Genomic DNA, 26,451 nt, shown 5'->3' with positions numbered 1-26,451 from the left:
TGCTCAGCGGTCTTCGTGGACGGTCAGGTCGGTCTTGTGGACCTGATCGGTCTCCTGGATCAGCCCCGCCGCCTTCTTGATAATGAAGCTGGTCGCCTCCATCAGCTTCCCGGCCGCGTCGAACTCGCTGTGCACGCCCTGCTTGAACGTGCCGACCGCGCCGTGCACGTCCTTCGAGCCGCCCATCGTGCCGAACGGGCTCTCGTGCTCCTCGTCAACGCCGGTGAGATGCTTCTTGGACTTCTCGAACTCGTCCTTCAGCTTCTCCACGTTCCTGGCGGCAATGGCCATGGAATCCGGGTCGTAGACAGGCACCGTTCGTCATCCCCTTCGCGACACTCGCTTCCCGACCAGTTCGGACGCTCCGCTCACCGAGTCGGTTCCCTGCTTACTCTAAGACTTCGAGCGCGTGCCGTGTGCAGTTCTCCGCGACTTCGGGGCGCGAACCCCCGGACCGGGTTATAGCGCGAACGAAAAGGGAGAAAACGGTCAGCCCGAAGGCGTCAAATCGCGGCCTGCAACTCCCGCACCCGCTCCGCCAGCACCGCGTTGTCCGCCGGACTCACCGTCGCCCACGTATGCCCGTCCGAATCGTCAGTGAGCTGGAACAGATACCGCCCGGAATCAGTGTCGTAGAACGCCGCCACATGCGGCGACCGGCGCACCGTTCCGTCCCGCAGCACCCGTTCCGCGCAGAACTGGCCGCGCGCCGCCTGTCCCATCAGCATGCCCGCCAGCTCCTGCGCCTCCCACAACGCCACGCCCCGGTCCTCCAAAGCCGTGACCAGCGCTTTCGGATCGCCAGCGGCAGCCGTATCCGCGGCGACGAGCGTGCTGTGCGGGACCGAGATCGACTGGCCGACCCCGGCGTCGAAATCCCCGGCGACCCGTACCGCGGCGTCGGCGAGCGTGTCCGGTTCGGCGTCGATCAGCCACACCTCGTCCCGGTCGACCACCGCGAGCACGGCTTGGCTGCCCCGGCTCACCGCGCGCCCGCGGATCTCGCGGTCCGCCCACACCCAGACGTCCAGGGCCTCCCGTGGACGCGCCAGCAAATGCAGCTGATCCAGCACCGTCCCGGATGGCCGACGGCCGCGCGCAAGCCTGCGCTGTGCCAGCGAATCCCAGACGGACTCGATCAGTTCGGCCCGTTCGGTGTGCGTGCGCCCGGGCGACGGAACCGCGAGCGCGGCCGGGCGTCCGCCCAGGTCCAGCGATTCCCACAGCACGTCGAATTCGAGGGCGGTCAGTACCAGGTTCACGGCCGGCGCACGTCTCCCGTGCCGTCGCCGAGGACGTCGCGCGTCACCATCCGGCCGTCGGCGAACAGGTCCTTGTCGTCGACACCGAAGCGGCGCACGTGCTCGTCGTCGGTTTCCTGCGGAGCGGCTTCGGAGAGGTACTTGGCGTCGCCGCTGCCTGATTTCGGCGCGATCTGCTCGGCCTTCCGCAGCGCGACGGCTTCTTCCTCGGGAAGCTCGTCCACCGGCAACGGCCGGACCGGGCCCTTCTGCTGACCGTCTTGCGCGCGGCCTTGCCGTTCGCGGTCGCCGGAAAGCGCGCCACCGGCCACTCCTGCGCCCAAAGCCGCAGCGCCTGCCCCGATTTCGCCAGCCGACGCTCCTCCGCCGCGCGGGGCCGGAGCGTTGCCGGGAGTTTCGGCGACGGGAGCAGGCGGCGGCTGTTGGACGCTGCCGACCAATCGACCTCGTTGCAGCGCTTGGTTTTCGTGTCCGCCACCAGGGTCGCTTCCGCCCGCGCCGCCGCCGGGATTTCCTCCCGAACCACCGCGACCCGTTGTGCCGCCGAGACTTTCGGAACTGCCGACAGTGCCGCGATTAGCCGGACCACCGCTGTCGGATCCGCTGCTCGTCCCGCGCGGACCAGTCGGCAGGAACGTGCCGGACTCCCCGGGACGCACCGCGCCAGGAACCCGTGTCCCGCCGGAAGTGCTTGGCGCACTGGGGATTCCCGGCGCGTTGGTGGAGCCACCCGACCGAGGCGCGCCAGGCGATCCCGGCTCGCCGCCCCGAGCTGCCGGTGCTTTCTCCCAACCCGACGGCGGCGGCGCGGACGGCGGCACATAGCTGGCCTCGACCACCGGCGCGGCTGGCCGAGAAGCCGGCGCCTGCGAAGCCGTGCCGTACGCAGGCGTCGGCGGATCCACCACCGGAGAGACCGAAGGGGCCGGAGGTGGTGGCGGCGGAACATACTGCGACTTCACCGACGCCGCGGCAGGCCGAACCTGGCCGTCCGGCGTCACGTCGACCGCCGCGGCCGCGCGGTCGACCGGGCTCGGCCCGCTGCCGGGCTGGACCATCGCGAGCGACTGCGGCTGGCTCAACGGTTCGGTGGACAGCAGGTTTTCCCCGCTCTGCTGGGCATACGCGTTCAACGCCTCGACCGCTTGGCCGCGCGCGTTGTCCGCGGCGTGCACCTGTGCCGCGTGATCAGTCTCGAAGCCAAGGAAGCTCGCCACCGAATCGACGATCGTGAGGCTCTCCGCGCCTTTGCGCACCGCCGCCGGATCAGGCAGCTTGTACTTGGTGCGGTTGAACGCTTCCCCTTGTGCGAAAAGCATTTCCGCGGTGTGCGTGACCTTCTGCATCGCGTCCTGGGAGAAGCCGGCCTGATCTGAGAGCACCTGCCCGGCCTGTCCGCCCGCCTGGCTCTGCCATTCCACGCCGAGCTTCGCCAGCTGGTCGCGCAGCGTGCGGTCGGTGCCCGCGAGCGCGGTCGCGACCTCCCGCAGCGCCTCGACCGCGGTGGCGATGCTGGCGATTCCGTCGCCGGTGCCGAACTTCTCGATCTCGTCGGCGATGGCGGTGTCGGTCCACCCGTCGAAACGGTGGTCGCGGATCCTGCCCGCGAGTTCGGAGATCTCCACGCGCCCTCCCTAGGTCCGGTTCTTCAGGCCCTGCACGGCCAGGCCGGCGGCCTGGGTGGCGATTTCGCACAACTGCGGCTGGCTGAACGCGCCCGCGGTGACCGCGAACTCCTGTGCCGCCATGGTTTGTCCCTGCGCGACGCCGACGAGCACCTCGCAGTCGGAGGGCGTCCCCGCCGCGCGGTAGTTCGTGATCGCCGGATAGCCCTCGACGCTGGTGGCCGCGGTGGTCATGCTGTTCTTTCGCCGCGAGCCGGTGAGCCATTCCTGCACGTCCGCGCCGACGATCCGCAGGTGCAGCGCGTGGAACGGCTCGGTCTTGTCCGAATCGAACACGCAGGTGGGGCCGTCCTTCGCCTCCGCGGCCTTGCGCGGCACGCTCGTGACCTTCAGCAGGTCGAGCTGCGCCTGGCCGAGCAGGTCGCACGGATCGGTCCCGGCGATCGGCAAATCCGACGGCCGCTGCGGCAATGCGGCCGCCTTCGTCTGCTGCGCGAGGGAACTCATCGCGGGCTGTACGGGGTACGCGGTGCCTTGCTCGCCCGACGAGCAGCCCGCGACGCCGAGTACCGCGACAACCGCGAGGATCGGCTTAGTGGATGCCGTGCGCACCGCGGTCCCCGAAAGCCGCGGCCTTGTCCGCGTCGCTGGCTTCGTACGTCTTCGCTGCTTCGCGCAGCTGTCCGACGAGCTTGTGCAGATTGGCGACGTACGCACGCACCTGGGCGGCGTACGACTGATCACCTTCCGCGACAACGGTGTTCCACGCGGCCATCGCGTTCACGCTCACCGCGTCCGACGAAGGAGTGTCGACGCGCAGTTCGCCCAGCCGCGTGAGGAGCTTGTCTTCGAGCGCGCTGACCTGCTCGTCGACCACCCGCGCGACCTCAAGCAGCTTCGCCGGCTCGACCACGATGTCCGCCACACCCGGCGCTGCCGGTACCGACGAAGCCAGGTCGGTGAGCGGTGTGCTTCCCGGCATGCGCTAACCCCTCCCGTGATACGGACGGTGACCGTACGGACCCGTTTCGAGGCTACCAACCGGCGCGTGAACCCGAGGCGAACTTCGTGGGAGAAAGTGCTCAGGCGGGAGCGCTTACTTCCCCGTTGGCCGCGCGCAGTGCGATATCGGTGCGATGGTGCGAGCCAGCGAGGTGTACGCGCTCGACAGTCTCGTACGCGTGCTTACGCGCCGCCTTCAGCGACTTACCGGTGCCGACGACCGACAGCACGCGTCCGCCGGCCGAGATCACCGCACCGTCGTCGCGACGCCGCGTACCCGCGTGAAGCACGCCTTCGATCTCTCCGCCGGTGATGACGTCCCCAGTGCGCGGCTTGCCCGGGTACCCGTCCGCGGCGATCACGACGGTGACCGCGGCCCCGCCTGACCACTCCAGCGGCGGCAGCTCAGCCAGCTTCCCGGTCGCCGTCGCGTTCAGGACGGACGCCAGCGACGTACGCAGCAGCGCCAGCACAACCTGGGTCTCGGGGTCGCCGAAGCGGCAGTTGAACTCGATCACCTGCGGGCCTTCCGAGGTGAGCGCGAGACCGGCGTAGAGCAGGCCGGAGAACGGGCTGCCCCGGTCGGCGAGCTCGTCCACGACCGGCTGCACGACCCGCGCGACGACGTCGTCCACCAGGTCCTCAGGGGCCCACGGCAGCGGTGCGTACGCGCCCATGCCGCCGGTGTTCGGGCCGGTGTCGCCGTCGCCGACGCGCTTGAAGTCCTGCGCGGGCAGCATCGGCACCACAGTGCGGCCGTCGACGAAGCAGAACAGCGAAGCCTCCGGACCATCCAAAAAGGACTCCAGGAGGACCGGGTGCCCGCCGTCGAGCAGCATCAGCGCGTGCTTGCGCGCGACCTCGACGTCCTGGGTCACGACGACGCCCTTGCCCGCGGCGAGACCGTCGTCCTTCACCACCCAGGTGGGCCCGAAGCGCTGAAGCGCGGCGTCGAGACGCGCGGGAGTGTCAACAACCTCACTGCGCGCCGTCGGCACCTTCGCGGCCGCCATGACGTCCTTCGCGAACGCCTTCGATCCCTCGATGCGCGCAGCCGCGGCAGACGGTCCGAAGCAGGCGATACCGGCTTCGCGCACCGCGTCGGCGACGCCCGCGACGAGCGGCACCTCCGGCCCGATCACGACGAGGTCGGCCTTCCACTCCTTGGCCAGGGCCGCGACGGCCTCCGGCTCGGCGAGCTCGACCCCGAGCTGCTCGGCGACCGCAGTCGTGCCGGCGTTGCCGGGGGCGCAAGCGAGCGCCGTGACCGCGGGGTCGCCTGCCACCGCGAGGACGAGTGCATGCTCCCGAGCGCCGGAGCCGATTACCAGTACGCGCACGCCGGACAGCGTAACGGTGCGTGTCGCGCCGCGGCAGCGCGCCGTCCGCGACCCCGGCCCGGACCAGGTGCGCGACTGGTCCGGTCCAGGGAGAACGGTGTCCGGATTCGGCCGCCATCCACCGTTTACCCGGTTGTCAACCGCCCGTCCGGCTGGTGCCGCGCGCCCGACGCTTGCGGCGGTGAGGGTGACGCGGTAGTCGTGGCGAGCTGCGGATCGCCCGGTAGAGAAAGGTCCCCCCATGAAGCGCAAACGCCTCGGCGTGCTCGCCCTGTCCGGCCTGGCCCTGCTCGGCGTCGCCGGCCTCGCGATCGGCCCGGCCGCCGCGAGCGAGGACACGGCCGCGGGTGCGGCCGCGAGCGGCGCCCGGCACGATGGCCCGGTGATCGTCGGACACCGGGGCGCGCCCGGCTACCGCCCGGAGCACACGCTCGCGTCGTACGAACTCGCCTGGCGGATGGGCGTGGACTACGTCGACGTCGACCTGGTGCCGACCAAGGACGGCCAGCTCGTCGCCCGGCACGAGCCGGAGATCGGCGGCACCACCGACGTCGCGGCCCACCCGGAGTTCGCCTCGCGCAAGACCACGAAGGTCATCGACGGAACCAAGATGACCGGCTGGTTCACCGAGGACTTCACCCTCGCCGAGTTGAAGACGCTCTACGCGAAGGAGCGGATCCCGCAGAACCGGCCGAACAACCAGCTCTACGACGGCCGCTACCGGATCGCGACGTACCAGGAGGTGCTCGACCTGACCCGGCGGCTCGGCCACGAGCTGCACCGGACGCTGGGCACCTACCCGGAGGTCAAGCACTCGACGTACTTCTCCTCGATCGGCAACCCGACCGAACCGAAGCTGGTGTCGATCCTCAACCGCAACGGCCTGAACCGGCCGAACGCGCCGGTGATCATCCAGTCGTTCGAGGTGTCGAACCTGCAGGAACTGCACAAGCAGGTGCGCGTCCCGCTGCTGCAGCTGACCGAGGCGAAGGGCGCGCCGGCGGACTTCATCGCGAAGGGCGACAAGCGCACCTACGCCGACCTGGTCACGCCCGCCGGCCTGCGCGAGATCGCGAAATACGCGAAGTACCTCGGCCCGGAGAAGGGCCAGATCATCCCGCGCGACGCGCAGGACAACCTCGGCAAGCCGACCACGCTGATCGCCGACGCCCACCGCGCCGGGCTCGAGGTGCAGCCCTACACCTTCCGCAACGAAAACCCGTTCCTGCCGGCGAACCTGCGCTCCTCGGCCAGCCCGAGCGCGTTCGGCAACGTGTTCGCGGAGGAAGCGGCATTCCTGAAGGCCGGGGTCGACGGATTCTTCGCCGACCAGCCGGACACGGCGCTGGAATCGGTGCGGGACTTCACCGGTCGCTGATTTTCTTTTCTTCCCGGCCCGCCGGTGACGTTCGCGTCGCCGGCGGGCCTTTCAGTTTCGCGGAGCGAGCAAAACGATCGGGATTACGCGGTCGGTTTTCCGCGCGTACTCGTCGTAGAGCGGGAACATGTTCGCCATCTGAGGCCAGAGAATCTCGCGCTCGTCCGGTGCCGCGACGCGAGCGCGGGCACTGAACCGGCGGTCGCCGACCTGCACGCCAACGCTCGGTTCCGCCGCCAGGTTCTTGAACCACTCCGGATCCTCGTCGGCACCGGCTTTGGAAGCGACGACAACGAATTCGTCGCCTGAGGTGCCGTAGATCAGGCAGGTGCGCCGGGGAATGCCGGTCTTGCGTCCGGTCGTGACGAGCAGGAGCGTGTAGAGGCCGTTGGATTCGTGGCCTTCCGCGCCGTTCGAGGCCAGGTACGCCCGGGTCTGCTCAGCGACCCAGTCCCACTTCGAGTCGGTCGCACGGTCGAGGTCTTCGGCGACAGCCATGACGGCGGTCCTTTCTGGTGCGGGCGGCGGTTTCTTGCCCGGAGACGGAGCCGCCCCGATGTTCTCGACATTCTGGCCCGACGTGCCGGTTCAGCCGGACGGAGGTAAGGCGGACCCCACCCCGTAACGGGGGGTGCAGGCCATCGTCGTCGTGCCGTCGAGAGCCCTAGCGTTCGTTGCGCAGGCTGTCGAGGGGAGAAGACAAGTGGCTGGAATTGCGGTGCAGACCGCGCGATGGGAGTCGGTCAGCACGAGCGGACGGTGGTAGGCCGATGATCATCTTTCGGCTAGCGCTGCGCTCGCTGCGGCACCGCCCCGCCAGCTTCGCGGCGAGCTTTGTCTCGCTGTTCCTCGGCGCCACAATCCTGATGACTTTCGCTTCATTGCTGGACACCCGCGCCAACGTCGACGAATCGACCGGACGCATCCTGACCATCATGGCGAGCGCGGTCGGAGGCTGGGGCCTGGTGCTTGTCGTGGTCGCGGTGATGTCCACACTCGGTTTGCTGGTGCGGCAGCGGGACACCGAACTCGCTTTGCTGAAAAGCATCGGCGCGACCCCTGCCCAGATCGGCAAGCTGATCGTCGGCGAAGCGGTGTCCATCGCGATCGTCGCGTTTCTCGCGGCGATCACGCCAGCCGTGTTCACCGGCCGGCTGGTGGTCGGCCTGCTCAAGAACGCCCAGCGCCTGCCTGAACGCGTGCCCGCCGAATTCGGTCCATTCGCGATCAGCATCGGCCTCGGGATCACGCTGCTCGCGGCCGCGATCGCAGCCGCGGCGACGGCGTGGCGCAGAGCCAGAATCGGGGTGCGGGAAGGGCTGCTCACCGCGTCGATCGGCGACGCTCGACCAGGTCGGGTCCGCCTGGTTGCCGGAGTTCTCGTGCTCGCCACGGGCATTTCCGCCGGAGTGCTGACCGCGACCGTGTTCACCGGCAGGGAGGCCGCCTTGATGGCTATTGGCGGCCAGGGCGCGATCCTGTCCGCGGTCGGGTTCGCGCTGCTCGCGCCCTCGCTGCTGGCGGTGATCACGAGGGCGGCGGCCAAGCCGCTGAGGCGAACGGGAGCCAGCGGCTACCTAGCCGTGCTCAACCTTCACGGGCAGACTCAGCAACTGGCCGGAGCCCTCGTGCCGAACATCCTGTTCACCGGAATGGCCACCGGCACCCTCTACATGCAGAGCATCGAGAACTCCGCGGCGACCGGGGCGCGGACCGAGATCGCGCGGAGCATCGAAACGCTGAACTACGTGGTGGTCGGCATGGTCGCGTTGTTCGCCGCGATCATGCTCGTGAACACGCTCATCGCCACCACCATTCACCGCAGGCGGGAGTTCGGCCAGCAACGTCTCGTGGGTTCGACACCACCGCAGGTGCTCGGGATGGTCGGGCTGGAGGGAGCCGTGCTGGCGTCGACCGGGGTGCTGTTCGGCTCGATCGCCTCGGTTGCGACCGTGGTCCCGTACAGCCTGGTGAAGACCGGCTCGGTCCTGCCCCACGCCACGATCACGATCTACCTCGGCGTCGTGCTCATCGCGTGCGCGCTGACCCTGGCCTCCAGCGTCGGCACCGCCCGGCAGGCGATCCGCGTCCCGGCGGTGCAGGCCTGCCGCTGACCGGCCCGCCGCGTGCGGCTGGCCAGGAGACGACCGGTTCGAGTGATGCGCTCTCGAACATTCGTTCGACATACTGGTTCTATGTTGATCACCCAGACCCGGACCGCCCTGCGCCGTTCGGAGGAGCTTCCGCCCAGCGACCAGCGAAACCTTGACACCCGCGAACGGAGAGGGCTAACTTCTGCGCACTCTCAATGGTCTGTCCGCATACCTTTCAGGTGGGTGCCCGATGGATGTCTCCGACCAGCAGACCGGACAACCCGACGAAGACAGCGCTCGCCTGCACGCGCTCGGCTACGCGCAGGAACTCAAACGCACGATGTCGGCGTTCTCGAACTTCGCCGTGTCGTTCACGATCATCTCGATCCTGTCCGGCTGCCTCACGCTGTACGGCTTCGGCATGAAGACCGGCGGCCCGGCGGCGATGATCTGGGGCTGGCCGCTGGTCGGGCTGTTCGTCGTGCTGGTCGGGCTGGGCATGGCGGAGGTGTGTTCGAGCTACCCGACGGCGGGCGGGCTGTACTACTGGGCGGCGAAGCTGGCGACCCGCAACGGTCCCGCGTGGTCGTGGTTCACCGGCTGGTTCAACCTGATCGGGCAGATCGCGGTCACCGCAGGCATCGACTTCGGCGCTGCCCTGTTCCTCAACGCGTTCCTCGATCTGCAGTGGGGCTTCAGCGCGACGCCGGGGCACACGATTCTGTTGCTGGCCGTCATTCTCGTGGTGCACGGGGTGCTGAACACCTTCGGCGTGCGCGTGGTGGCGGTGCTGAACAGCGTCAGCGTGTGGTGGCATCTGGTGGGCGTGCTGGTGATCGTGGGCGTGCTCGTGTTCGTGCCGGCGAAGCATCAGGAAGCGTCGTTCGTGTTCGGCAGCTTCGTGAACCAGACCGGCTGGGGTTCCGCGCCGTACGTGTTCCTGCTGGGTTTGCTGCTGGCGCAGTACACCCTCACCGGCTACGACGCCTCGGCGCACATGACGGAGGAAACCAAGAACGCCGCGAAAGCGGGTCCGCGCGGAATCATCAACTCGATCCTCGTGTCGCTCGTCGCGGGCTGGATCCTGTTGATCGGCCTGACCTTCGCGATCCAGGACTACGACGGAGCGGTCAACTCGGCCACCGGTGTCCCGCCAGCGCAGATCTTCATCGACGCGACCGGCGCGGTGACCGGCAAATTCCTGCTCCTGATCTGTATCGGCGCCCAGCTGTTCTGCGGCATGGCTTCGGTGACCGCGAACTCCCGCATGATCTACGCCTTCGCCCGCGACGGCGCGATCCCGGGTTCGAAGATCTGGCACAACATCAACAAACGGACCCAAACCCCGACCAACGCGGTATGGCTGGCAGCCGGCGGCGCGCTGGTGCTCGCGCTGCCGTACCTGTGGAGCGCGACGGCTTACGCAGCAGTCACTTCGATCGCGACAGTGGGCCTGTACGTCGCATACGTGATCCCGGTCTTCCTTCGCGTCCGCCGGGGCGACAGCTTCGAGAAGGGCCCGTGGAATCTGGGCCGCTGGGGCAAACCGATCGGCATCGTCGCGACGGGGTGGGTCGTGGTGATCTTCGTGCTCTTCATGCTCCCCCAAGCAAGCCCCATCACGGTCGACACATTCAACTACACGCCGATCGCCTTCCTGGTCGTCCTGGGCGGAGCCGCCCTGTGGTGGGTCTTGTCGGCCAGGAAGTGGTTCACCGGCCCGAAGGTGCAAGGGTCGGCGGAGGAATTGGCCGCGGTGGAAAAGGAACTCAAGGAACTCGGTTAGCCCTGCGGATTCTCGCGGCGACTGGCCGTTCTCCACCCGGCGTTGCTCTGCCCAGCATCGCCCTGCCCGGCAAAGCTCCACCCGGCGTTGCGCCACCTGGCACCGCGCTGCCCCGGCATCGCTCCGCCGACAAGCATCGGGCTGGGCTTACGAGCAGGGCCTGACCAAACCCACTCGCCGAACCGCCGTGCGCAGACGAGTTCAGCAGCACCGGCGGGCGACCCCGCCCATCACTACCAACCACCCATGCCCGCGCGCCGTCCACCAACCGCCCCCACATCCGCGCCGTCCACCAATCACCGTCGTATCCGCGGCGTCCGCCAACCAGCCGGTGTCCGCGCCGTCCACACCGTCATCCGGCGTCAGCGCCGTCCACACGGCCTGCCGACCACTCCTATGCCCGCCGTCCGCCGCCAACTCCGTCGCCTCCGTATCGCGCTGGAATGCGGACCAACCACCCACGAACCCCTGCCCGCCTCGACCTCACCCGTCCGCCTCACCCCGAAGGGAGTCCCGACACGAACCCAACCATCCGCGCCTCGCGCTACCCATGAGTCAAGATGCGAAGCATGGAGACCTTGACGCTGGTCGGCGTGCTCGCCGGGTCGCTCGGGCTGACTGCGATCGCCCGGCGGTTCAACCTGTCCGCGCCGCTGCTCATCGTGGTGGTCGCGTTGGGGATCGCGCTGATTCCCGGCGTTCCGCGGGTCGAGCTGGAGCCCGAGCTGATCCTGACCGTCGTGTTGCCGCCGCTGTTGTACTCGACGTCGCTGGAGAGTTCGATCTCCCACTTTCGTGCGAATCTGCGGCCGATCATCACGCTCGGCGTGCTGCTCGTGGTGGCCACCGCGTTCGTGATCGCCTTCGTCGTGCATTTGCTGCTGCCCGATTTGCCGTGGGCGTCGGCGCTGGTGCTCGGGGCGGTCGTGTCTCCGCCGGATGCCGTGACGGCTGTCGCGATCGGGCGGCGGCTGGGGTTGCCGCGGGGAGTGATGACGGTGCTCACCGGCGAGAGCCTGGTCAACGACGCGGCCGCGCTGACGCTGTACAAGGTCGCGCTCGCCGCGGTGGTCGGGACGGCGGGGTCGCTCGGGCACGGGTTCGCGGTCTTCGCCGTCGCGACGGTGGTCGGCATTCTGGTCGGGCTGGTCGCGGGCGGGGTCGTCGAGCTGATCCGCACGCGGCTGGACGATCCGCTGCTCGAATCGGCGTTCGGGATCGTCGTGCCGTTCGCGGCGTACGTCACCGCGGAGCATCTGCATCCGTTCGGGGCCGAGTTCAGCGGGTCCGGCGTGCTGGCGGTCGTCACGGCGGGGCTGTTCCTCGGGCACCGGTCGCTGCGGGCGTCACCGGCGACGCGGGTGCAGGACCGGTCTGTCTGGGCGTCGATCGACGTCCTGCTCGAGGCGCTGGTGTTCGCCTTGATGGCGCTGCAGCTGCCGTTCGTGCTCGACGGGGCGCAGCATGCCGCGCGGGACAACGGGACGCTCGCGTTGTCCGCGGTCGTCGTGTTGCTCGCGACGATGTTCGTGCGGATACCCGCGGTATTCCTGTCCAGCTATCTGCCTCGGTCGCTGCAACTTCTCAGACGCACCAAACACGATCCGCCGGCGTGGCGTTCGCTGGCGGTGATCTCCTGGACCGGCATGCGCGGTGTCGTCACCATCGCCGCCGCGTCCGGTGTTCCGGCGGATACGCCTGGGCGTGCCGAGATCCAGCTGTTCGCGTTCGCCGTCGCGGTCGGGACTGTGCTGATCCAGGGACTCACGCTGCCGCCGCTGATCCGGTTGCTCAAAGTCCAGGATCCGGACGAGGACGCCCGCGATCAGGCCGAGGAGCTGGCCGCGCGCAAGGTCGCGCAGAAGGCCGCGCACGAACGGCTGCGCGAACTCGCCCGCGACCAGCTGTCCACATTGGACATGGAGCCGGAGAAAATGAAGCGGCTCGAACAACGGCTGGAACGCGTGGTGGACACCCGTTACCGGTTCGCGCAGGCCGCGATCACCCTGTCCGGCGAGGAACGCCGCGACAGCCCGCAGGCGCAGTTCGCCAAGGCGCGGCGGGAACTCCTCATCACCCAGCGGGCGGCGATGATCGAGGAGAACCGCGCCGGCCGCCTTGACGACGACGTCCTGCAGAAGGTGCTGCGCGAACTCGATCTGGAGGAAATGTCAGTGACGACAACCCTTACGAACCGGATGAGTTGAGCTCGCCCGCCAGCCGCCAAGTACGCCGCCGGTCCTCGTCGGTGTGCAGGGCGGTCTGGGTGAGCAACACGTCGGTCGCGCCGGCGTCGAAGTAACGCCGCACGCCGGCGGCGACCGTCTCCTCGTCGCCGATCAGCACCAACTCCGCCGCGTTTTCGATGCCGCCTGCCTCCAGAACGCGCCGGTACGACGGAATCGAACCGTAGAAACCGAGTTCTCGCGCCGCGATCTCGCGCACCGCGTCGACGTCGCTGGTCACCACGGCCGGAACCGCGGCGATCACTCGCTTGCCGGGACCGATCCCGGGGACGATCAGCTCCGAGAGCGCCCGCGGGCTGGCCAGGTACGGCAGCGTGCCATCAGCCAGTTCTCCGGTGACGCGCAACGCTTGCGGACCCATCGCCGCGACGATCACCGAAATCGGCGCCGCCGGCGCGGGCTCCGACAGATGCACCTCCACCGTCGAGCCGGTGAAGTCGACCTGCTCCCCGGCGAACAACGCGCGCAGGACAGTCAGGTACTCCCGCAGGTGCCGCACCGGCGGCGGATACGGCGTGCCGTAGACGGGTTCGAGAAAGTTCTTCGCTCCCAGGCCGATTCCGAGGGTGAACCGCCCGCCGGACGCCTCGCTCGCCGTGCGCGCGGCAGAGGCCAGCACCAGCGGATGCCGCGGGTAAATCGGCACCACCGACGTCCCGATTTCGACCCGCGAGGTCACCTGCCCGGCCAGCGCGGCCGACGCCAGCGCGTCATAGCCCTCGGGCAGCTGAGCGAACCAGATCGACGCCGCACCAGCCTCCTCGGCCTCGCGTGCCTGGTTCAGCAATTCGGTCACCGTGATGTGCTCCCGCGGAAGTGCGGGCAAGGTCAGTCCGACGCTCATCTCTTCAAACTATTCGGGAAAGCCCCGGTTTCTCACCATCCGAACCACGTGCGCGGCTTTGTGCCAGCCGCCTTCCCATCCGACGAGAGCCCCTGCCCGACGACCCGGCGGACCCGCACCCTGGACGCCCGACGACCCCAGGAGGACCGATGTCACTGACCGACGTCATCGACGGCACCCGCCAAGCCGTGCGAACGGACCGGCACAACGCGGCGGTGTCGTTCAGTGTCGACCACGCACTGGCCCCGAACACGGCGACGGTGGTGGACGTCCGGGTGCGCGACCACGCCTTCACCGTCGACGAACCGCCCGCCCTCGGCGGCACCGACCAGGCGGCGAACCCGGTCGAGTACGCGCTGGCCTCGCTCGGCTCCTGCCAGGTGATCACGTACCAGTTCTGGGCGGCCCGCCTCGGCATCCCGCTGGACGCAGTGCGCGTGAAGGTGGACGGAGACCTCGACCTGCACGGGTTCTTCGGCTTCGACGAATCGACCCGCCCCGGCTTCAGCGACGTCCGGGTGTCCGTGGAACTCGAAGGCCCGGCTGCGCCCGAGGTCTACGAACAACTCCGCCGCGCGGTCGACGAACATTGCCCGGTGCTCGACCTCTTCCGCAACCAAACCCCAGTCACCACAACGGTTCGCTGACAAAAACGGCCAGGCCGGTACGAAACCAGCCTGGCCGCTCAAGCGAAAAAGATCAGGCGAACTCGTGCCGCACGATCGTCTGCTCCCGTCCGGGACCGACGCCGATCGCCGAAACCCGCGCACCCGACAGTTCCTCGATCCGCTCGACGTAAGCCCGCGCGTTGGCAGGCAGCTCGTCGTACGTGCGGCAGTTCGAGATGTCCTCGAACCAGCCCGGCAGCTCTTCGTAGATCGGCACCGCGTGGTGCACGTCGGTCTGGGTCATCGGCATGTCCGAGGTGCGGAAGCCGTCCACCTCGTAGCCGACGCACACCGGGACCTTCTCCAGGCCGGACAGCACGTCCAGCTTGGTCAGGAAGTAGTCGGTGATTCCGTTGACCCGCACCGCGTAGCGGGCGATCACCGCGTCGAACCAGCCGGTGCGCCGGGAGCGGCCGGTGGTGACGCCGAACTCGCCGCCCTGCTTGCGCAGGTACTCGCCGGACTCGTCGTCCAGTTCGGTCGGGAACGGGCCGGAGCCGACGCGGGTCGTGTACGCCTTCAGGATGCCCAGCACGGTCGTGATGCGGCCGGGGCCGATGCCCGAGCCCGCGCTCGCGCCGCCGGACGTCGGGTTCGACGACGTGACGAACGGGTACGTGCCGTGGTCCACGTCGAGCAGCGTGCCCTGCGAACCCTCCAGCAGCACCGTCTCGCCGCGCTCCAGCGCCTGGTTCAGCTGCAGCCGGGTGTCGGCGATGCGGTGCGCGAACTTCTCGCCCGCCGCGAGCACCTCGTCGGCGACCTGGTCCGCGTCGAGCGCCTTGCGGTTGTAGACCTTCACCAGCACCTGGTTCTTGAACTCCAGTGCCGCCTCGACCTTCTGGCGGAAGATCTTCTCGTCGAGCAGGTCCTGCACCCGGACGCCGACGCGGGCGATCTTGTCCTGGTAGCACGGGCCGATGCCGCGGCCGGTGGTGCCGATCTTGCGGCTGCCGAGATAGCGCTCGGTGACTTTGTCGATCGCCACGTGGTACGGCATGATCAAATGCGCGTCGGCCGAGATCAGCAGCTTGCTGGTGTCGACGTCGCGCTCCTCGAGACCGGCCAGCTCGTCCAGCAGCACGCCCGGGTCGATGACCACGCCGTTGCCGATGACGTTCGTCACGCCCGGCGTCAGGATCCCCGACGGGATGAGGTGCAGCGCGAAGTTCTCGCCGTTCGGCAGCACGACCGTGTGGCCCGCGTTGTTGCCGCCCTGGTAGCGGACGACCCACTGGACGCGGTCGCCGAGCAGGTCGGTGGCCTTGCCCTTGCCCTCGTCCCCCCACTGGGCACCGATCAGCACGATGGCCGGCATGTGACACTCCAGGTGTTCGGCAATAGGAATAGTGACCCCGGACGGGGGCACGGGTGGCGCTGGTAAATGCCGGTGCATGACTTTAACGGAGGACGCCGGAGTGCGCGGAATAGTGGTGGCCTGCGGCACCGCGGCGGATCTCCCCGCACGGCTCGGCGACGTCCCGCTGGTGCATGCCGGACCCCGTCCCGGCAAGGCGGAAATCGACCCCTTGCTGGGGGAACACGACCGGCTCGTCGTGTTGGGCTCCGACGCCGACCTAGCCGCCGTGGTGGTGCGTCTCATGCGCCGCGAACTCCTCCCGGGCGTGTCAGTCGGTTTCGTGGCCACTGAGGCCGGCTCTCGCGTCGCCGCGCGCTGGCGGCTGCCTTCGGACCCGGACGAGGCGTTCGCGCTCGCTTGGAAGGGCGAGGACGCCGAGAGCTCCCTCGTGCGCGACGACACCGGCGGCGTGCTCCTCGGGCACGCGACCCTGCGGGATGTCAAGGGCCAGGCGTATTGCGACGAACAGGTGGCTTTCGACGGATTCGTTTCCGGCATCGAGGTCGCACCGGACGACTCCGGTGTCACCGCCCGAATCACCCGCGGCAAGCTCCTCAAACGGTCCTCGACGTATCGCGGGCGCGCCTTCCAGCTCGGCTGCGTTCCGACGTTTTCGCTGGTCATCGACGGTGTTCCGCAGGAACGCGAGATCACCCGGCGGACCTGGTACCGGCACACCGCCGATCTCCGCGCGGTCCGCGGCTGACCCGGCGGTGCGGACGAGGTTCAAGCCGACTTGGACTCTCGGTGACTTTCCGTTTACTGAAGGTCGGTTTCCTGTCACCTGACGGTGTTGCGCACGCCACTTTCGTGGTCAAAGGTGAATCAGTCCCGCATCTGACCAGGAAGGCAGCAATATGCCGACCACACGTACAGTTCGCAACTCCTTGACCGTCCTGGCCGGCGTCGCGCTGCTCGGCTCGGTCACGGTGGGCGTCGCCGATGCCACCCCGCCCGGCATCCCGTCGGCGGACACCGCGAAGAGCCAGCTCGCCGGTCTCACGGTGAAGCCGGACGGCTCGCAAACCGGGTACAGCCGCGACAAGTTCCCGCACTGGATCGACCAAGGCAACAGCTGCAACACGCGCGAGATGGTGCTCAAGCGCGACGGCACCAACGTGAAGGTCGGCTCCGACTGCGCCCCGACCTCGGGCACCTGGACCTCGCCGTACGACGGCGCGACCTGGAGCTCTCCGTCCGATGTGGACATCGACCACGTCGTGCCGCTCGCCGACGCGTGGCGCACCGGCGCGTCGTCGTGGACCACCGCGCAGCGCCAGGCCTACGCCAACGACCTGACCGACCCGCAGCTGATCGCGGTGACCGACAACGTGAACCAGGAAAAGGGCGACAAGTCGCCGGACCAGTGGAAGCCGCCGTCCACCGGATACTGGTGCACCTACGCCAAAATGTGGGTAGCGGTCAAGGCCAAGTTCAAGCTCACCGTGAATTCGGCGGAGAAGTCTGCGCTGACGGACATGCTGGGGCGCTGCTGACCCGATCAGCCCTACCGCGGGCGCCGCCGCCGTCTTATGGTCCAAACCCATGAGGAAGATCACGGCGGCGGTGCTGGCGGTGTTCCTGGTGCTCTGCGGAGCGGTCCCGGCGACGGCGGCGACCGGGCGCAGAGTCGTTGTGTACTACCAAACTACGCACCAAAACGGGTCGTACATCTCCCCGCTGGGGCTCACCGACCACGACGCGGGCGTCACCGACGTGATCGTCGGAGCCGTGCACCTCAACGACGGCGGAACCATGACGCTCAACGACGATCCGCCCTCGGACGGCAAGTTCACGCAGATGTGGGCCGATCTCGCCACGATGCAAAGCAAAGGCGTGCACGCGCTCGCTTTCGTCGGCGGTGCGGCGAAGGGCAGCTTCCAGCGCCTGGAGCAGGACTTCGACACTTACTATCCGTTGCTGCGCAACCTGATCCGCGACCATTCGCTGTCCGGCATCGACCTCGACGTCGAGGAACAGATGTCGAACGACGCGCTGAACCGGGTGTTCGACGCGCTGCGGGGCGACTTCGGCCCGGATTTCCTGATCACCCTCGCACCGGTCGCGACCGAACTCAGCGGCGGCGGCGGTCTTTCCGGCCTCGACTACGACCGGCTCTACCGCGAGCGCGGCGACCAGATCTCCTGGTTCAACACCCAGTTCTACTGCGGCTGGGGTTCGCTGGCGGACACCTCGGGTTACGACCAGATCATCAGCCACGGTGTCGTCCCGGCGAGCAAGGTCGTCGCCGGAACGGTCACGAATCCGGCTAACTGCAACGGTTACGTCGACATGCCGACACTGAAGAACACTGTCGGCAGTCTCGTCCAGAAATACTCGGACTTCGGCGGCATCGACGGCTGGGAGTACTTCAACTCGCTGCCCGGCGACACCGCCGCACCGTGGGAGTGGGCGCAGCAGATCGCGCCGACGGTCAAGGGTTAGCCAGCCGCAGGATTTCCCTTGCCAGCGCGTCGTTCTGCCGGAACGAAATCGCGTTCGTGCGCGGCCGGGTAAACGCGCCCGCCGATCGGACGCTCGTGTGCGGGCCGACCGCGAACCGTCGCGGATGCGCCCCACCGTCCACAGTGACCAGTCGAAAGTCGTTGATCGTCGTGGCAATCCGCCCGGAAGGCAACGTCGCGCCGTCGACATCCGGCACAGTCTCCTCGGCCAGCGCACCGGTGTCCCGCAGGCTGCGCAACAGCGGATCGGACACTCGCGGAACGCTGGCGTTCGGCAGTCGCGCCTCGATCAACGTGCGCGCGGCGACCGTATCCGGGTGACTGACGCTCGATGCGACGAACGACCCGGCCGTCTCATCGGCGGCGATCGAAATGTCCGCACCGAGGAACGACACGACGCCAGCGTCCTCCAGCGCGAGCAGTTCGTCGAGCCGACGCGGCGGCGGACCGCTTGCGTAGTAAGAGAAAAAACCGTGGAACCAGCCGTCCATATCGGACACTTGGGAAGCCGCAGTCAGCCGTCCGGTCGCGAGCAGCGCGGGCAGCTGACCGATCACCGAAAGCAACGCCATGAACGCGCCGAGGTCCGCGCTGTGGTGCACATCCGCCCGTCGCGCCAGGTCGGACTCGACGTATTTCCGCACCGCCTTCCCGAATTCCTCGCCGGAATCGAAACGGCGGCCAGCGAACGGGCGGTCCAGCCGCTCCAGGTCGAGCCGATCTTCCAGGGCAGGAACGGCCGTCGCGATCAGAGCGTCCATTTCGGACGTTCCCCACGGCAGGTCGGCGAATTTGTCCGCGAACACCGCGAAATCCGTACGCACGCGGTCCGGATGTCCAGTGAACAGCTCGGTGTAATACGCCCAGGCGAGTTCCTTCGCGATCAGCGGCCACACATCCGCCCGGAAGTCGAGCGGGCCGGTCAAGCCGTCAATGGCGCGCTTGTCGAAGAATCTGGGCAGCTGCAACGGTTTCCCGCGCAGCCGATAACCGGTTTTCGCGTGATACGGCACCCCGCGCCGGGACCCGACGTGCAGCACCGGCTCGGCACCGCTCGGGTGATAGCGCAGACCGCCGCACGGCAGCTCCTCGAACCGGCCGCCGCGACCCTCCGTGAGCAACAGCATCAGGTCCACGAACGCCAGGCCGAAACCGCGAACCAGCACCGGTTCTCCGGCGGGCACCGCGGAGTAGTCGACGTCCGCCGTGTAGCCGGCGGGGTAGTAGGACAGCCCGCGCTGCTCGGCGAACGCCTCCAGCTCGCGTTCGCGAGAGTCGGGGACCGCGTCGAGATGGCCGACCGTCAGCACCACAGCGTCGGCAGTCACCGTCGTACCGTCGGAAAGCCGCACGGTCTCGTCGCTGTCGATGCTCTCGGCCGTGGCGAGGTGCTCGATCACCGTGATGCCGGGCGGCAATTCGGCCACCACGTTGCGGTAGAACCACTCCAGGTACCGGCTCTGCAGCCGCCGGGTCGGGAAATCCGTGGACGCGAGGGCCTCGAACTCGGCGCGGACGTCGTCCGGCACCGGATACGCGAGGGTGCCCGCGCGCACCTGCCGCACCCACTCGATCAGCGACGGACCCGGCCGCACCGGGCCGTCGATCCGGACGGTGTCGTCGGTGAACACGGTGACGTCCTCGGGCATCGAGTTCATCCGCAGCAGCGGCGACTGCTCGTACCGCCACACGCGGCCGGGGCCGGGCGGGAACGGGTCGATGAGATGGACTTCGGCTTGCCGGTCGCCGAGCAGTTCGGCGGCGTTCGCGGACAGCCGTTCGAGGACGCCGACCCCGCGAGGTCCGGCGCCCACGATGGCAAGCGTGAACGTCGGGAGAGCGGTCACCCGGGCGAAGCTACGCGGCCGGGTGGCCGAGCGGCGGCCGTTCCACTCTGCGGACGTCCGCCCCGAACGGATGTGGCACAAACCACAAAGATCGAACAGACCCCGGAGGAGAGTGCGGAGCGCTATCGTCTGGACACGTGGCGAACTGACCGTGACCTGACGGATACCGGCGAAAGAACCTAGAGAATCACCAACAGTCACGAGACACTGAGCTTGGCAACTCACTTCGTGTGACCGGCCCGTGACCAGGAGGATCTAGGGTCACCCGTTGGTCACTAGTGCGGCACAGTCCGCACACAGCAGCGGGGAGAACACGCATGACGACAGCACCACACCGGGTCACGTTCCGCGAGGTGTTCGGAGTCGCCGAGTTCCGCGCGATGTGGTTCGGCGAACTGCTGTCGATCGCCGGCGACCAGCTTGCCCGGGTCGCGTTGTCCGTCCTCGTCTACGCCAACACCGGTTCCGCGACGCTGACCGGCCTCACCTACGCGCTCACGTTCTTCCCGTCGCTGTTGGGCGGCATCTTCCTGACCGGATTCGCCGACCGCTTCCCTCGCCGGGCGGTCATGGTCACCGTCGACGCCACGCGCGCGGCACTGATTCTGTGCGTTGCGATTCCCGGACTGCCGTTCTGGGCGCTATGCGTGCTCGTCGGCTGTGTTTCACTGCTGAATCCGCCGTTCAAGGCGTCTCAGCTGGCGTTGCTGCCGCAGGTGCTCGAAGGCGACCGTTTCGTGGTCGGCATGGGCATCCGGAGCATGACGGTCCAGTCCGCGCAGCTGCTCGGTTTCGCCGGCGGTGGCGCGCTGCTGCTCGCGATGGACGCCCGCCTCGCCCTGGTGCTCGACGCGGGCACCTTCGTGCTCTCCGCGCTCTTCCTCCGCTTCGGACTGAAGTCCCGCCCCGCGGCGGCCAGCGGGGAGAAGCGCAAGCCGTTCCTCTCCTCGCTGAGCGCGGGCGGCAAGGTCGCCTTCGCGACCAGTGCGTTGCGGTCCTTGATGGTCTTCACGTGGCTCGCCGGCCTGATGCCGGTGTACGAGGGCATTGCCGCGCCGTACGTCGCGTCCTCGGGCGGCGGATCCGAAATGATCGGCTTCCTGCTCGCCGCCGACCCGGTGGGCAGCGTGATCTTCACGTTCGTCTACACGCGCTGGGTGCCCGCCGGGATCCGGCCGAAGCTGATCGGCCCGATGACCGCGCTCGCCGCGATCCCGCTGTTGCTGTGCTTCCTGCAGCCGGGCCCGGTCGTCTCGGTGATCCTGTTCGTGATCTCCGGCGGTTTCGGCACGATCGCGCTGCTGCAGGCGACGGCGTCGCTGACGGTCGCGGTCCCGGACGAGAGCCGGGCGCAGACGATGGGGCTGTCGAACACCGGATTGACCACGACGATGGGCGTGACGCCGTTGATCGGCGGGGTCATCGCGGACCACGTGAGCGCGCAGACGACGGTCGGGATCTTCGGATTGGCCGGGCTGCTCATCACGATTCCGATCGCGATCGCGTGGCAGCGGACCGTTTCCGGGCAGGCCGAAGAGGGGTCTGCGAAGGAAGCCACACGCGCCGAACATGCCTGATTACCCCGACATGCCCCGCGCGTGAGGCTCTGACCTGCGCGACCTTGCGGTGCTGCTACGCGGTCACTGTTCCTTGCTGCGCATCGCTGGTCACCCTTCATCCGGCGTGTTCGGGAAAAATGTACACACCTAAGGCCCTTGTGGACAGGCGGCAAACGGTCTGAAACTGTGAGTAAGGCGAGTGTCACTGGAGATCCGCGCAAGACCCGGGGGGAAGAATGGTCACATTGGGGGAATTTTCTGGTCTGGGGCTGCGCGATGCGGTTTCCCGGTGGTCGCTCTGGACTCGACCGCGGCAATGGGTCGCGGTCACGCTGACGAGCATGGCCGTCACGGTGGTGCTCACCGTGGTGAGCACGCTGGTGTTCCCGGTCAGCCTCGGCCAGCTCGGGATTCTCGGCATGCTCGCCGGACTGGCGATCGCGCAGACCGAGGTCACGCGGCAGATCGAGCGGCAGCGCCGGATGTTGAGCCAGGGCCCGCACATCACCGTCACCTCGGTGTGGCTGCTTCCGGCGGCGCTGCTGGTGCCGCCGCAGCTGGTGGCCGCGCTGGGCGTGATCATTTACGTCTACCTGGCGTTCCGCAGCTGGAACGGCACGCGCCCCGGTGAGGCGCACCGCGTCGCGGCCAACGCGACCACGATGATCCTGTCCGGCTTCGGCGCGGCGCTGGCCGGACATCTCGCGGACGGCCACAGCGTCACCACCGTGGTGGCGGGCGCGCTCGGGTATTTCCTGGTCAACACCGCCCTGACCGGCCTTGGCCTGTACCTGACCGACCCAGCAAAGGCGACCGCCGAGTCCTGCCTCGGCACGATGGACGACAACCTGATCGAGCTGGCGACTCTGTGCGTCGGCGGTCTGCTGGTGATGGTGCTGAGCCAGGAACCGCTGCTGTCGGTGCTGGTGATCCTGCCGCTGTACGTGCTGCAGCGCTCGATGCTGATCAAGCGGCTCGAGGAACTCGCGACCACGGACCAGAAGACGCAGCTGCTCAACGCCACCACCTGGCAGGACGGCGCGCAGCGCGAGATTTCCCGTGCCGAGCGCGAGAACGGCAGCTTCGGCGCGCTGATGATCGACCTCGACCACTTCAAACGGATCAACGACACTTACGGCCACCTGGCGGGCGATGACGTGCTCAAAACCGTTGCCGCCGTGGTGAAACAGGAGACCCGGGCGCACGACCTCGTCGGCCGGTTCGGTGGCGAGGAGTTCGTCGCGCTGCTGCCGTCGACGTCGAAAGAGGACGCGATTGTCACGGCGGAGCGGATTCGGCAGCGCATCAGCGAGCTGGTGATTCCCACGCAGACGAACGAAGGCGTGGCAGTCGCGATCGAAAACCGGACCGCGTCGATCGGGGTGGCGGCGTTCCCGATGGACGGGACAAGCATCGAGGAAGTGATGGCCGCGGCCGACGCCGCGGTGTATGCGGCGAAGAACAGCGGCCGAAACAAGGTAGTCGGCTCGGTGACTCCGACCCGGGAACTCGTGGCAGTCGCCTGACGACCTCGGACCCGGCCGGCACCCTCCCCCGGCCGGCCGGGTCCATCCTTCGTCAGGTTCACCACCGCACACGGCTCCGTCGTCCAGCTCCATTCGCGCGCGATGCCCAGCGAGCCGCCCACGACGTCCGGAAATTCGGAAGTGACACCTGTGCCGCTCACCGGGATCCGCCCAGCCCGCGCCGACGAACTCCCCGTCGTCGCCGCGCTGCGCTGGCGGTGGGTCGCGGACCAAGACGGCCTGCCGCACCAAGATCGAGCCGGGTTCATCCGCGAGTTCTCCGCCTGGACCCAAGCGCACGCCGACACCCATCGCTGTCTGGTAGCGGTGCGGGACGAGCACGTCCTCGGGATGGCGTTCCTCGCCCTCACCCCCAGAGTGCCGACGCCGCATGACTTTTCGCGGGTCTGCGGCGACGTGCAATGCGTGTACGTCGTGCCGGAAGCACGCGACAGCGGCGTCGGCGGGCTCCTGATCGAGGCGATTCTGCGGCTGGCCGCGGAACTCGGGCTGGAGCGGGTGACCGTGCACTCCTCGGAACGCGCGATACCGGCCTATGTGCGGCACGGCTTCTCCGCGGCGAAGAACCTGCTCCAGAGCGAACTGCGGATCGCGACCGACGTCCCGGCTAACCGAACGTATTCCTAGGCCCCTCCGCGGTTTTCCCCTGCGCGAGCTCCCGGAACTGCTGTGCGGTGCGCTGCACGAACGCCGCCGACTGGCGGGAGTCCAGGGAAAAATCGCGGATCCGGTCCGCGACCTCGCAGTAGGTGTCGTTCCCCTCGTCGAGGAGGAAGGCCCCCGAGTGCTGGTGCTCGAAGTAGACGATCGGATCGCCGACCTCCACGTAGTACACGCAAAACCGACCGGCCAGTCCCGAATGCCCGCCGGAGCCGGCGGGCACGACGCGGACCGACAGCTTCGCCGACGTCGCCATCAGGTCGGCGAGAAACCGCAGCTGCCGGGCCATCGTCGCGGGCCCGCCGATCGGATTGCGCAACGCCGCCTCGCCCAGCAACACCTCGCACGGAATCGCGCCGGGGCCGACCACCAGCGGCCGCCGCATCATCCGCAGCTCCGCCTGGCGTTCCGCGTCCTTCAGCGGCAATCCGTCGGCGAGGAACAGCGCCCGCGCGTAGTCCGGGATCTGCAGCAGCCCCGGAATCAGCAGCGGCTGCCATTCGACGACCGACGTCGCGGCGCGTTCGCAGGCGAGCAGCCCGCCGAGGTGGTCCGGGTCGGACTGTTTGCCGCGGGCGACCCAGCCCGGTTCGGCGGTGCCGCGCGCCAGTTGCAGGATCCGCTGTTTCTCCGCGCCGACGACGCCGAGCGCGCCGAGGATGCCCGCGACGTCCTCCAGCGCGGGAACCCGTTGTCCCAGCTCCCAGTTCGACACCAGCGCGGGGTTGGTGCCGACTCGCCGGGCGAGTTCGCGCAGTCCGAAACGGGCGTCGACCCTGGCCTCGCGCAGTGCGGTGCCGAGGGTGCGGATCCTGGGGGTGAGCATGGCCGTGCCTCGCATGGCCGTCTTTGTAGGTGTCACCAAATGCGAACACCTCTAGCTGTCACCCGAAGGTGGGCAACGGGCCGGTCGCGCCCGGGTTTCCGGGACGCGACCGGCGGCCCGCGTCACTTCAGACCGGTCGCCTCGGCCGCGGCCGGGTCGGAGTCGGCGAGGAACGTCTTGCAGCGCTCGTGCTCCTCGGACTCGCCGATGCGCTCAGCGGCCAGGCCGAGCGCGGCGAGCGCGCGCAGGAAACCCTGGTTCGGCCGGTGCGCCCACGGCACCGGGCCGAAGCCCTTCCAGCCGGCGCGGCGCAGCTGGTCGAGGCCGCGGTGGTAGCCGGTGCGGGCGTAGGCGTACGCGGCGACGGTCTCGCCGTCGGCGAGCGAGCGCTCGGCGAGCGTGGCCCAGGCCTCGCTGTAGTCGGGGTGTTCGGCGGCCACGGCGGACGGATCCGTCCCGGAGTCGAGCGCGGCCTGCGCGTCGGTGTGCTCGGGCAGCAGCGTGGGCTCGGGGCCCAGCAGGTTGTGCGTCATGCCGCCATTGTGCCCACGCTGCTCTCGGCCTAGAGGAACAGGCTGGTCAGCACGCCTCCGCCGGCCAGCACGAGAGCTGCGATCAGCACGGCGGCGACGGCTCGTTTCGGCATCATGGGCCGACACCCTGCCGTGCCGGGCCGGGCGGGGGCAAGTCCGCCACCCGTAGGGGTGAACCCCGGTTTTTGCCCCTTTTCCCGCCGCGTCCTCTTGCGGCAGGGAATGATGGCGCCTATGACGAAGGCGGTTGAAGACGTCGCCGGCCCCGCGGTCCCGCGCGGACCAGTGGGCAAGACCAGGCTTTTCTTCGCGACGCACTGGCACCGCGGCGCGCCGGGACAGCCGACTCCGGCGTGGGTGCTGCGATTCTGTTACGGCATGTGGCTGACCGCGTTCGCGTTCAAGCTCGTCGGGTCGTCGTGGGACATGTCGTGGCACTTCAAGTGGCTGCGCGACGACCTCGCCCCGCCGCACCTGATCAACACCGTCGGCACGGTGATCATCATCGTGCTGGTGGCGATCCACAGCTACACCGGCCTCGGCTGCGACCGGCGCTCGCTGCGGCTCATGCAGGCCGGGCTGATCGTGTTCCTGGTCGCCGCGCCGCTCGACGTGATCAACCACCGCGTGAACGGCCTCGACCTGACCGCGTGGAGCCCGTCGCACATGATGCTGTACCTCGGCACCGGCATCATGCAGGCGGGCGTGCTGCTCGGCTGGCTGCGGCTGGCCCCGCCGGGCCGCTTCCGCACCGGGGTGCTGCTCGCGCTGTGGGCGTTCTTCCTGGAGAACACCTTCTTCCCGAACGGACAGCAGGAGTACGGCATCCTCGGCCTGCGAGCCTGGGAACGCGGCACGCCGGAGGCGGAGCCGACGCTGCTTTCCTTCGCCGCCAACCAGATCGGCCACCCGGTCGACCGGGCCGCGGTGCTGCACTTCACGATGCCGATCCCGGAGTGGGTGTATCCGCTGTGGGGGATCGGGGTTTCGGCGCTGATCCTGGTGCTGGCGCGCAAAACCGCCGGACGGCGCTGGGCCGCGCTGACCGTGGCCGGCGCGTATGTCGCGTACCGATGCGTGATGTGGCCGCTGCTGCTGGCGCTGGGCTTCCCGGTGTCGACGGTGCCGTTCTATCTGCTGGCTGTCGGGGTCGCGGTGGATCTGGCCTTCCTGCTGCCGCGACCCGCGCTGTCGGGGGCGGTTTTGGTGACTGTGCTCGGGTACGGCGCGTTCTGGGTACAGTCGCAGTTGCGGCCTTGGCTGCTCGGGGACTCGCGGACGGAGTCGGCGCCGCCGGTCGCGTATTGGACGGCTTTGGTCGCTGTGGTCGCGATGTTCGCGTTGTGGGCTGGGGCCGGTCCGGCGAAGGAATGGTGGGCTTCGCGACGCTCGGTCGCGGCGTAGCGCGGA

The 26,451-nt window shown here is 68.6% G+C and carries 24 protein-coding genes; 12 read left to right on the top strand and 12 right to left on the bottom strand.

Annotated elements, in window-relative coordinates; all coding sequences use genetic code 11:
* Positions 1-3: 3 nt before the first annotated feature.
* From ACFXI3_RS31905 to purD, 6 genes are all read right to left on the bottom strand, one after another.
* Positions 4-315 carry a hypothetical protein gene (locus ACFXI3_RS31905; protein WP_370933142.1) on the bottom strand — a complete coding sequence of 104 codons (312 nt, stop codon included), beginning with the start codon at positions 313-315 and terminating at the stop codon, positions 4-6.
* Positions 316-503: 188 nt separating this feature from the next.
* The gene (locus tag ACFXI3_RS31900; RefSeq protein ID WP_378404543.1) at positions 504-1,262 is read right to left on the bottom strand and encodes an ESX secretion-associated protein EspG; all 759 of its coding nucleotides are present in this window, start codon (positions 1,260-1,262) and stop codon (positions 504-506) included.
* The gene (locus ACFXI3_RS31895; protein ID WP_378404541.1) at positions 1,259-2,887 is read right to left on the bottom strand and encodes a hypothetical protein; all 1,629 of its coding nucleotides are present in this window, start codon (positions 2,885-2,887) and stop codon (positions 1,259-1,261) included. Before ACFXI3_RS31895 ends, ACFXI3_RS31900 begins: the two co-directional genes overlap by 4 nt.
* Before the next feature lie 9 nt (positions 2,888-2,896).
* Complete coding sequence (locus ACFXI3_RS31890; RefSeq protein WP_344266421.1) at positions 2,897-3,499, bottom strand: DUF3558 domain-containing protein; 603 nt, start codon at positions 3,497-3,499, stop codon at positions 2,897-2,899.
* Entirely contained in the window at positions 3,480-3,869 is a 390-nt protein-coding gene (locus ACFXI3_RS31885) for a PE domain-containing protein (protein WP_344266423.1), read from the bottom strand. Before ACFXI3_RS31885 ends, ACFXI3_RS31890 begins: the two co-directional genes overlap by 20 nt.
* A 100-nt stretch (positions 3,870-3,969) precedes the next feature.
* The gene (purD, locus tag ACFXI3_RS31880; protein WP_344266427.1) at positions 3,970-5,229 is read right to left on the bottom strand and encodes a phosphoribosylamine--glycine ligase; all 1,260 of its coding nucleotides are present in this window, start codon (positions 5,227-5,229) and stop codon (positions 3,970-3,972) included.
* 241 nt (positions 5,230-5,470) lie between these two features.
* Between purD and ACFXI3_RS31875 the strand changes: the two genes are divergently transcribed.
* The gene (locus tag ACFXI3_RS31875) at positions 5,471-6,607 is read left to right on the top strand and encodes a glycerophosphodiester phosphodiesterase (protein ID WP_378404538.1); all 1,137 of its coding nucleotides are present in this window, start codon (positions 5,471-5,473) and stop codon (positions 6,605-6,607) included.
* A 51-nt stretch (positions 6,608-6,658) separates the two neighbouring features.
* Here the strand turns inward: ACFXI3_RS31875 and ACFXI3_RS31870 are convergent, their stop codons facing one another.
* Complete coding sequence (locus tag ACFXI3_RS31870; protein WP_378404536.1) at positions 6,659-7,105, bottom strand: nitroreductase family deazaflavin-dependent oxidoreductase; 447 nt, start codon at positions 7,103-7,105, stop codon at positions 6,659-6,661.
* A 272-nt stretch (positions 7,106-7,377) separates the two neighbouring features.
* Here ACFXI3_RS31870 and ACFXI3_RS31865 point away from each other — a divergent pair, with 272 nt between their 5' ends.
* The 3 genes from ACFXI3_RS31865 to ACFXI3_RS31855 all read left to right on the top strand — a co-directional run bounded on the left by ACFXI3_RS31865 (position 7,378) and on the right by ACFXI3_RS31855 (position 12,693).
* Positions 7,378-8,721 carry an FtsX-like permease family protein gene (locus tag ACFXI3_RS31865; RefSeq protein ID WP_378404534.1) on the top strand — a complete coding sequence of 448 codons (1,344 nt, stop codon included), beginning with the start codon at positions 7,378-7,380 and terminating at the stop codon, positions 8,719-8,721.
* 229 nt (positions 8,722-8,950) lie between these two features.
* A complete protein-coding gene (locus tag ACFXI3_RS31860; RefSeq protein ID WP_344266439.1) occupies positions 8,951-10,486 on the top strand; it encodes an amino acid permease in 1,536 nt (511 codons plus the stop codon).
* Positions 10,487-11,055: 569 nt separating this feature from the next.
* Complete coding sequence (locus ACFXI3_RS31855; RefSeq protein ID WP_344266442.1) at positions 11,056-12,693, top strand: Na+/H+ antiporter; 1,638 nt, start codon at positions 11,056-11,058, stop codon at positions 12,691-12,693.
* Here ACFXI3_RS31855 and ACFXI3_RS31850 read toward each other — a convergent pair.
* On the bottom strand, positions 12,674-13,576 hold the full coding sequence (locus ACFXI3_RS31850) for a TIGR03564 family F420-dependent LLM class oxidoreductase (protein ID WP_344266445.1): 903 nt from the start codon (positions 13,574-13,576) through the stop codon (positions 12,674-12,676). The two genes, ACFXI3_RS31855 and ACFXI3_RS31850, sit on opposite strands and share 20 nt — an antisense overlap.
* Positions 13,577-13,725: 149 nt before the next feature.
* On the opposite strand from ACFXI3_RS31850, the gene ACFXI3_RS31845 reads away from it, so the two are divergent.
* Positions 13,726-14,223: an OsmC family protein gene (locus ACFXI3_RS31845; protein WP_378404531.1), complete on the top strand. Its 498-nt coding sequence runs from the start codon at positions 13,726-13,728 to the stop codon at positions 14,221-14,223.
* 52 nt (positions 14,224-14,275) lie between these two features.
* On the opposite strand, the gene ACFXI3_RS31840 is transcribed toward ACFXI3_RS31845, so the two are convergent.
* Positions 14,276-15,562, bottom strand: coding sequence for an adenylosuccinate synthase (locus ACFXI3_RS31840; protein ID WP_037808782.1), 1,287 nt, complete (start codon positions 15,560-15,562; stop codon positions 14,276-14,278).
* Between the two features lie 76 nt (positions 15,563-15,638).
* On the opposite strand from ACFXI3_RS31840, the gene ACFXI3_RS31835 reads away from it, so the two are divergent.
* The 3 genes from ACFXI3_RS31835 to ACFXI3_RS31825 all read left to right on the top strand — a co-directional run bounded on the left by ACFXI3_RS31835 (position 15,639) and on the right by ACFXI3_RS31825 (position 18,049).
* Positions 15,639-16,310, top strand: coding sequence for a hypothetical protein (locus tag ACFXI3_RS31835; RefSeq protein ID WP_378404529.1), 672 nt, complete (start codon positions 15,639-15,641; stop codon positions 16,308-16,310).
* 151 nt (positions 16,311-16,461) lie between these two features.
* Complete coding sequence (locus ACFXI3_RS31830; RefSeq protein WP_344266455.1) at positions 16,462-17,100, top strand: HNH endonuclease family protein; 639 nt, start codon at positions 16,462-16,464, stop codon at positions 17,098-17,100.
* Between the two features lie 49 nt (positions 17,101-17,149).
* Complete coding sequence (locus ACFXI3_RS31825) at positions 17,150-18,049, top strand: glycosyl hydrolase family 18 protein (RefSeq protein WP_378404527.1); 900 nt, start codon at positions 17,150-17,152, stop codon at positions 18,047-18,049.
* Here ACFXI3_RS31825 and ACFXI3_RS31820 read toward each other — a convergent pair.
* Complete coding sequence (locus ACFXI3_RS31820) at positions 18,039-19,916, bottom strand: FAD/NAD(P)-binding protein (protein ID WP_378404525.1); 1,878 nt, start codon at positions 19,914-19,916, stop codon at positions 18,039-18,041. The genes ACFXI3_RS31825 and ACFXI3_RS31820 overlap by 11 nt on opposite strands.
* Positions 19,917-20,233: 317 nt before the next feature.
* Here ACFXI3_RS31820 and ACFXI3_RS31815 point away from each other — a divergent pair, with 317 nt between their 5' ends.
* From ACFXI3_RS31815 to ACFXI3_RS31805, 3 genes are all read left to right on the top strand, one after another.
* Entirely contained in the window at positions 20,234-21,493 is a 1,260-nt protein-coding gene (locus ACFXI3_RS31815) for an MFS transporter (protein ID WP_344266464.1), read from the top strand.
* Between the two features lie 323 nt (positions 21,494-21,816).
* On the top strand, positions 21,817-23,001 hold the full coding sequence (locus tag ACFXI3_RS31810) for a GGDEF domain-containing protein (RefSeq protein ID WP_378404523.1): 1,185 nt from the start codon (positions 21,817-21,819) through the stop codon (positions 22,999-23,001).
* 141 nt (positions 23,002-23,142) lie between these two features.
* The gene (locus ACFXI3_RS31805; RefSeq protein ID WP_378404521.1) at positions 23,143-23,649 is read left to right on the top strand and encodes a GNAT family N-acetyltransferase; all 507 of its coding nucleotides are present in this window, start codon (positions 23,143-23,145) and stop codon (positions 23,647-23,649) included.
* Here ACFXI3_RS31805 and ACFXI3_RS31800 read toward each other — a convergent pair.
* Together ACFXI3_RS31800 and ACFXI3_RS31795 are read right to left on the bottom strand one after the other, a co-directional pair.
* Entirely contained in the window at positions 23,630-24,523 is an 894-nt protein-coding gene (locus ACFXI3_RS31800) for a Scr1 family TA system antitoxin-like transcriptional regulator (protein ID WP_344266468.1), read from the bottom strand. The two genes, ACFXI3_RS31805 and ACFXI3_RS31800, sit on opposite strands and share 20 nt — an antisense overlap.
* A 107-nt stretch (positions 24,524-24,630) precedes the next feature.
* Positions 24,631-25,041 (bottom strand): DUF3151 domain-containing protein, encoded by a 411-nt coding sequence (locus ACFXI3_RS31795; RefSeq protein WP_378404519.1) that lies wholly within the window; start codon positions 25,039-25,041, stop codon positions 24,631-24,633.
* 234 nt (positions 25,042-25,275) lie between these two features.
* Between ACFXI3_RS31795 and ACFXI3_RS31790 the strand changes: the two genes are divergently transcribed.
* Positions 25,276-26,445 carry a hypothetical protein gene (locus ACFXI3_RS31790; RefSeq protein ID WP_378404517.1) on the top strand — a complete coding sequence of 390 codons (1,170 nt, stop codon included), beginning with the start codon at positions 25,276-25,278 and terminating at the stop codon, positions 26,443-26,445.
* Positions 26,446-26,451 lie beyond the last annotated feature (6 nt).

It is taken from the genome of Amycolatopsis sp. NPDC059235 (assembly GCF_042754125.1).
Taxonomy (GTDB): domain Bacteria; phylum Actinomycetota; class Actinomycetes; order Mycobacteriales; family Pseudonocardiaceae; genus Amycolatopsis; species Amycolatopsis albidoflava.
The sequence above is the reverse complement of the archived record's forward strand: the minus strand, read 5'-3'. Positions and strand labels throughout refer to the sequence as shown.

Coding starts and splice junctions, on each gene's coding strand:
- ACFXI3_RS31850 (WP_344266445.1), bottom strand. CDS start 13,576: ATGAGCGTCGGACTGACCTTGCCCGCACTTCCGCGGGAGCACATCACG.
- ACFXI3_RS31795 (WP_378404519.1), bottom strand. CDS start 25,041: ATGACGCACAACCTGCTGGGCCCCGAGCCCACGCTGCTGCCCGAGCAC.
- ACFXI3_RS31825 (WP_378404527.1), top strand. CDS start 17,150: ATGAGGAAGATCACGGCGGCGGTGCTGGCGGTGTTCCTGGTGCTCTGC.
- ACFXI3_RS31875 (WP_378404538.1), top strand. CDS start 5,471: ATGAAGCGCAAACGCCTCGGCGTGCTCGCCCTGTCCGGCCTGGCCCTG.
- ACFXI3_RS31855 (WP_344266442.1), top strand. CDS start 11,056: ATGGAGACCTTGACGCTGGTCGGCGTGCTCGCCGGGTCGCTCGGGCTG.
- ACFXI3_RS31835 (WP_378404529.1), top strand. CDS start 15,639: ATGACTTTAACGGAGGACGCCGGAGTGCGCGGAATAGTGGTGGCCTGC.
- ACFXI3_RS31860 (WP_344266439.1), top strand. CDS start 8,951: ATGGATGTCTCCGACCAGCAGACCGGACAACCCGACGAAGACAGCGCT.
- ACFXI3_RS31845 (WP_378404531.1), top strand. CDS start 13,726: ATGTCACTGACCGACGTCATCGACGGCACCCGCCAAGCCGTGCGAACG.
- ACFXI3_RS31810 (WP_378404523.1), top strand. CDS start 21,817: ATGGCCGTCACGGTGGTGCTCACCGTGGTGAGCACGCTGGTGTTCCCG.
- ACFXI3_RS31800 (WP_344266468.1), bottom strand. CDS start 24,523: ATGCGAGGCACGGCCATGCTCACCCCCAGGATCCGCACCCTCGGCACC.
- ACFXI3_RS31865 (WP_378404534.1), top strand. CDS start 7,378: ATGATCATCTTTCGGCTAGCGCTGCGCTCGCTGCGGCACCGCCCCGCC.
- ACFXI3_RS31885 (WP_344266423.1), bottom strand. CDS start 3,869: ATGCCGGGAAGCACACCGCTCACCGACCTGGCTTCGTCGGTACCGGCA.
- ACFXI3_RS31815 (WP_344266464.1), top strand. CDS start 20,234: ATGACGACAGCACCACACCGGGTCACGTTCCGCGAGGTGTTCGGAGTC.
- ACFXI3_RS31790 (WP_378404517.1), top strand. CDS start 25,276: ATGACGAAGGCGGTTGAAGACGTCGCCGGCCCCGCGGTCCCGCGCGGA.
- ACFXI3_RS31870 (WP_378404536.1), bottom strand. CDS start 7,105: ATGGCTGTCGCCGAAGACCTCGACCGTGCGACCGACTCGAAGTGGGAC.
- ACFXI3_RS31830 (WP_344266455.1), top strand. CDS start 16,462: ATGCCGACCACACGTACAGTTCGCAACTCCTTGACCGTCCTGGCCGGC.
- ACFXI3_RS31840 (WP_037808782.1), bottom strand. CDS start 15,562: ATGCCGGCCATCGTGCTGATCGGTGCCCAGTGGGGGGACGAGGGCAAG.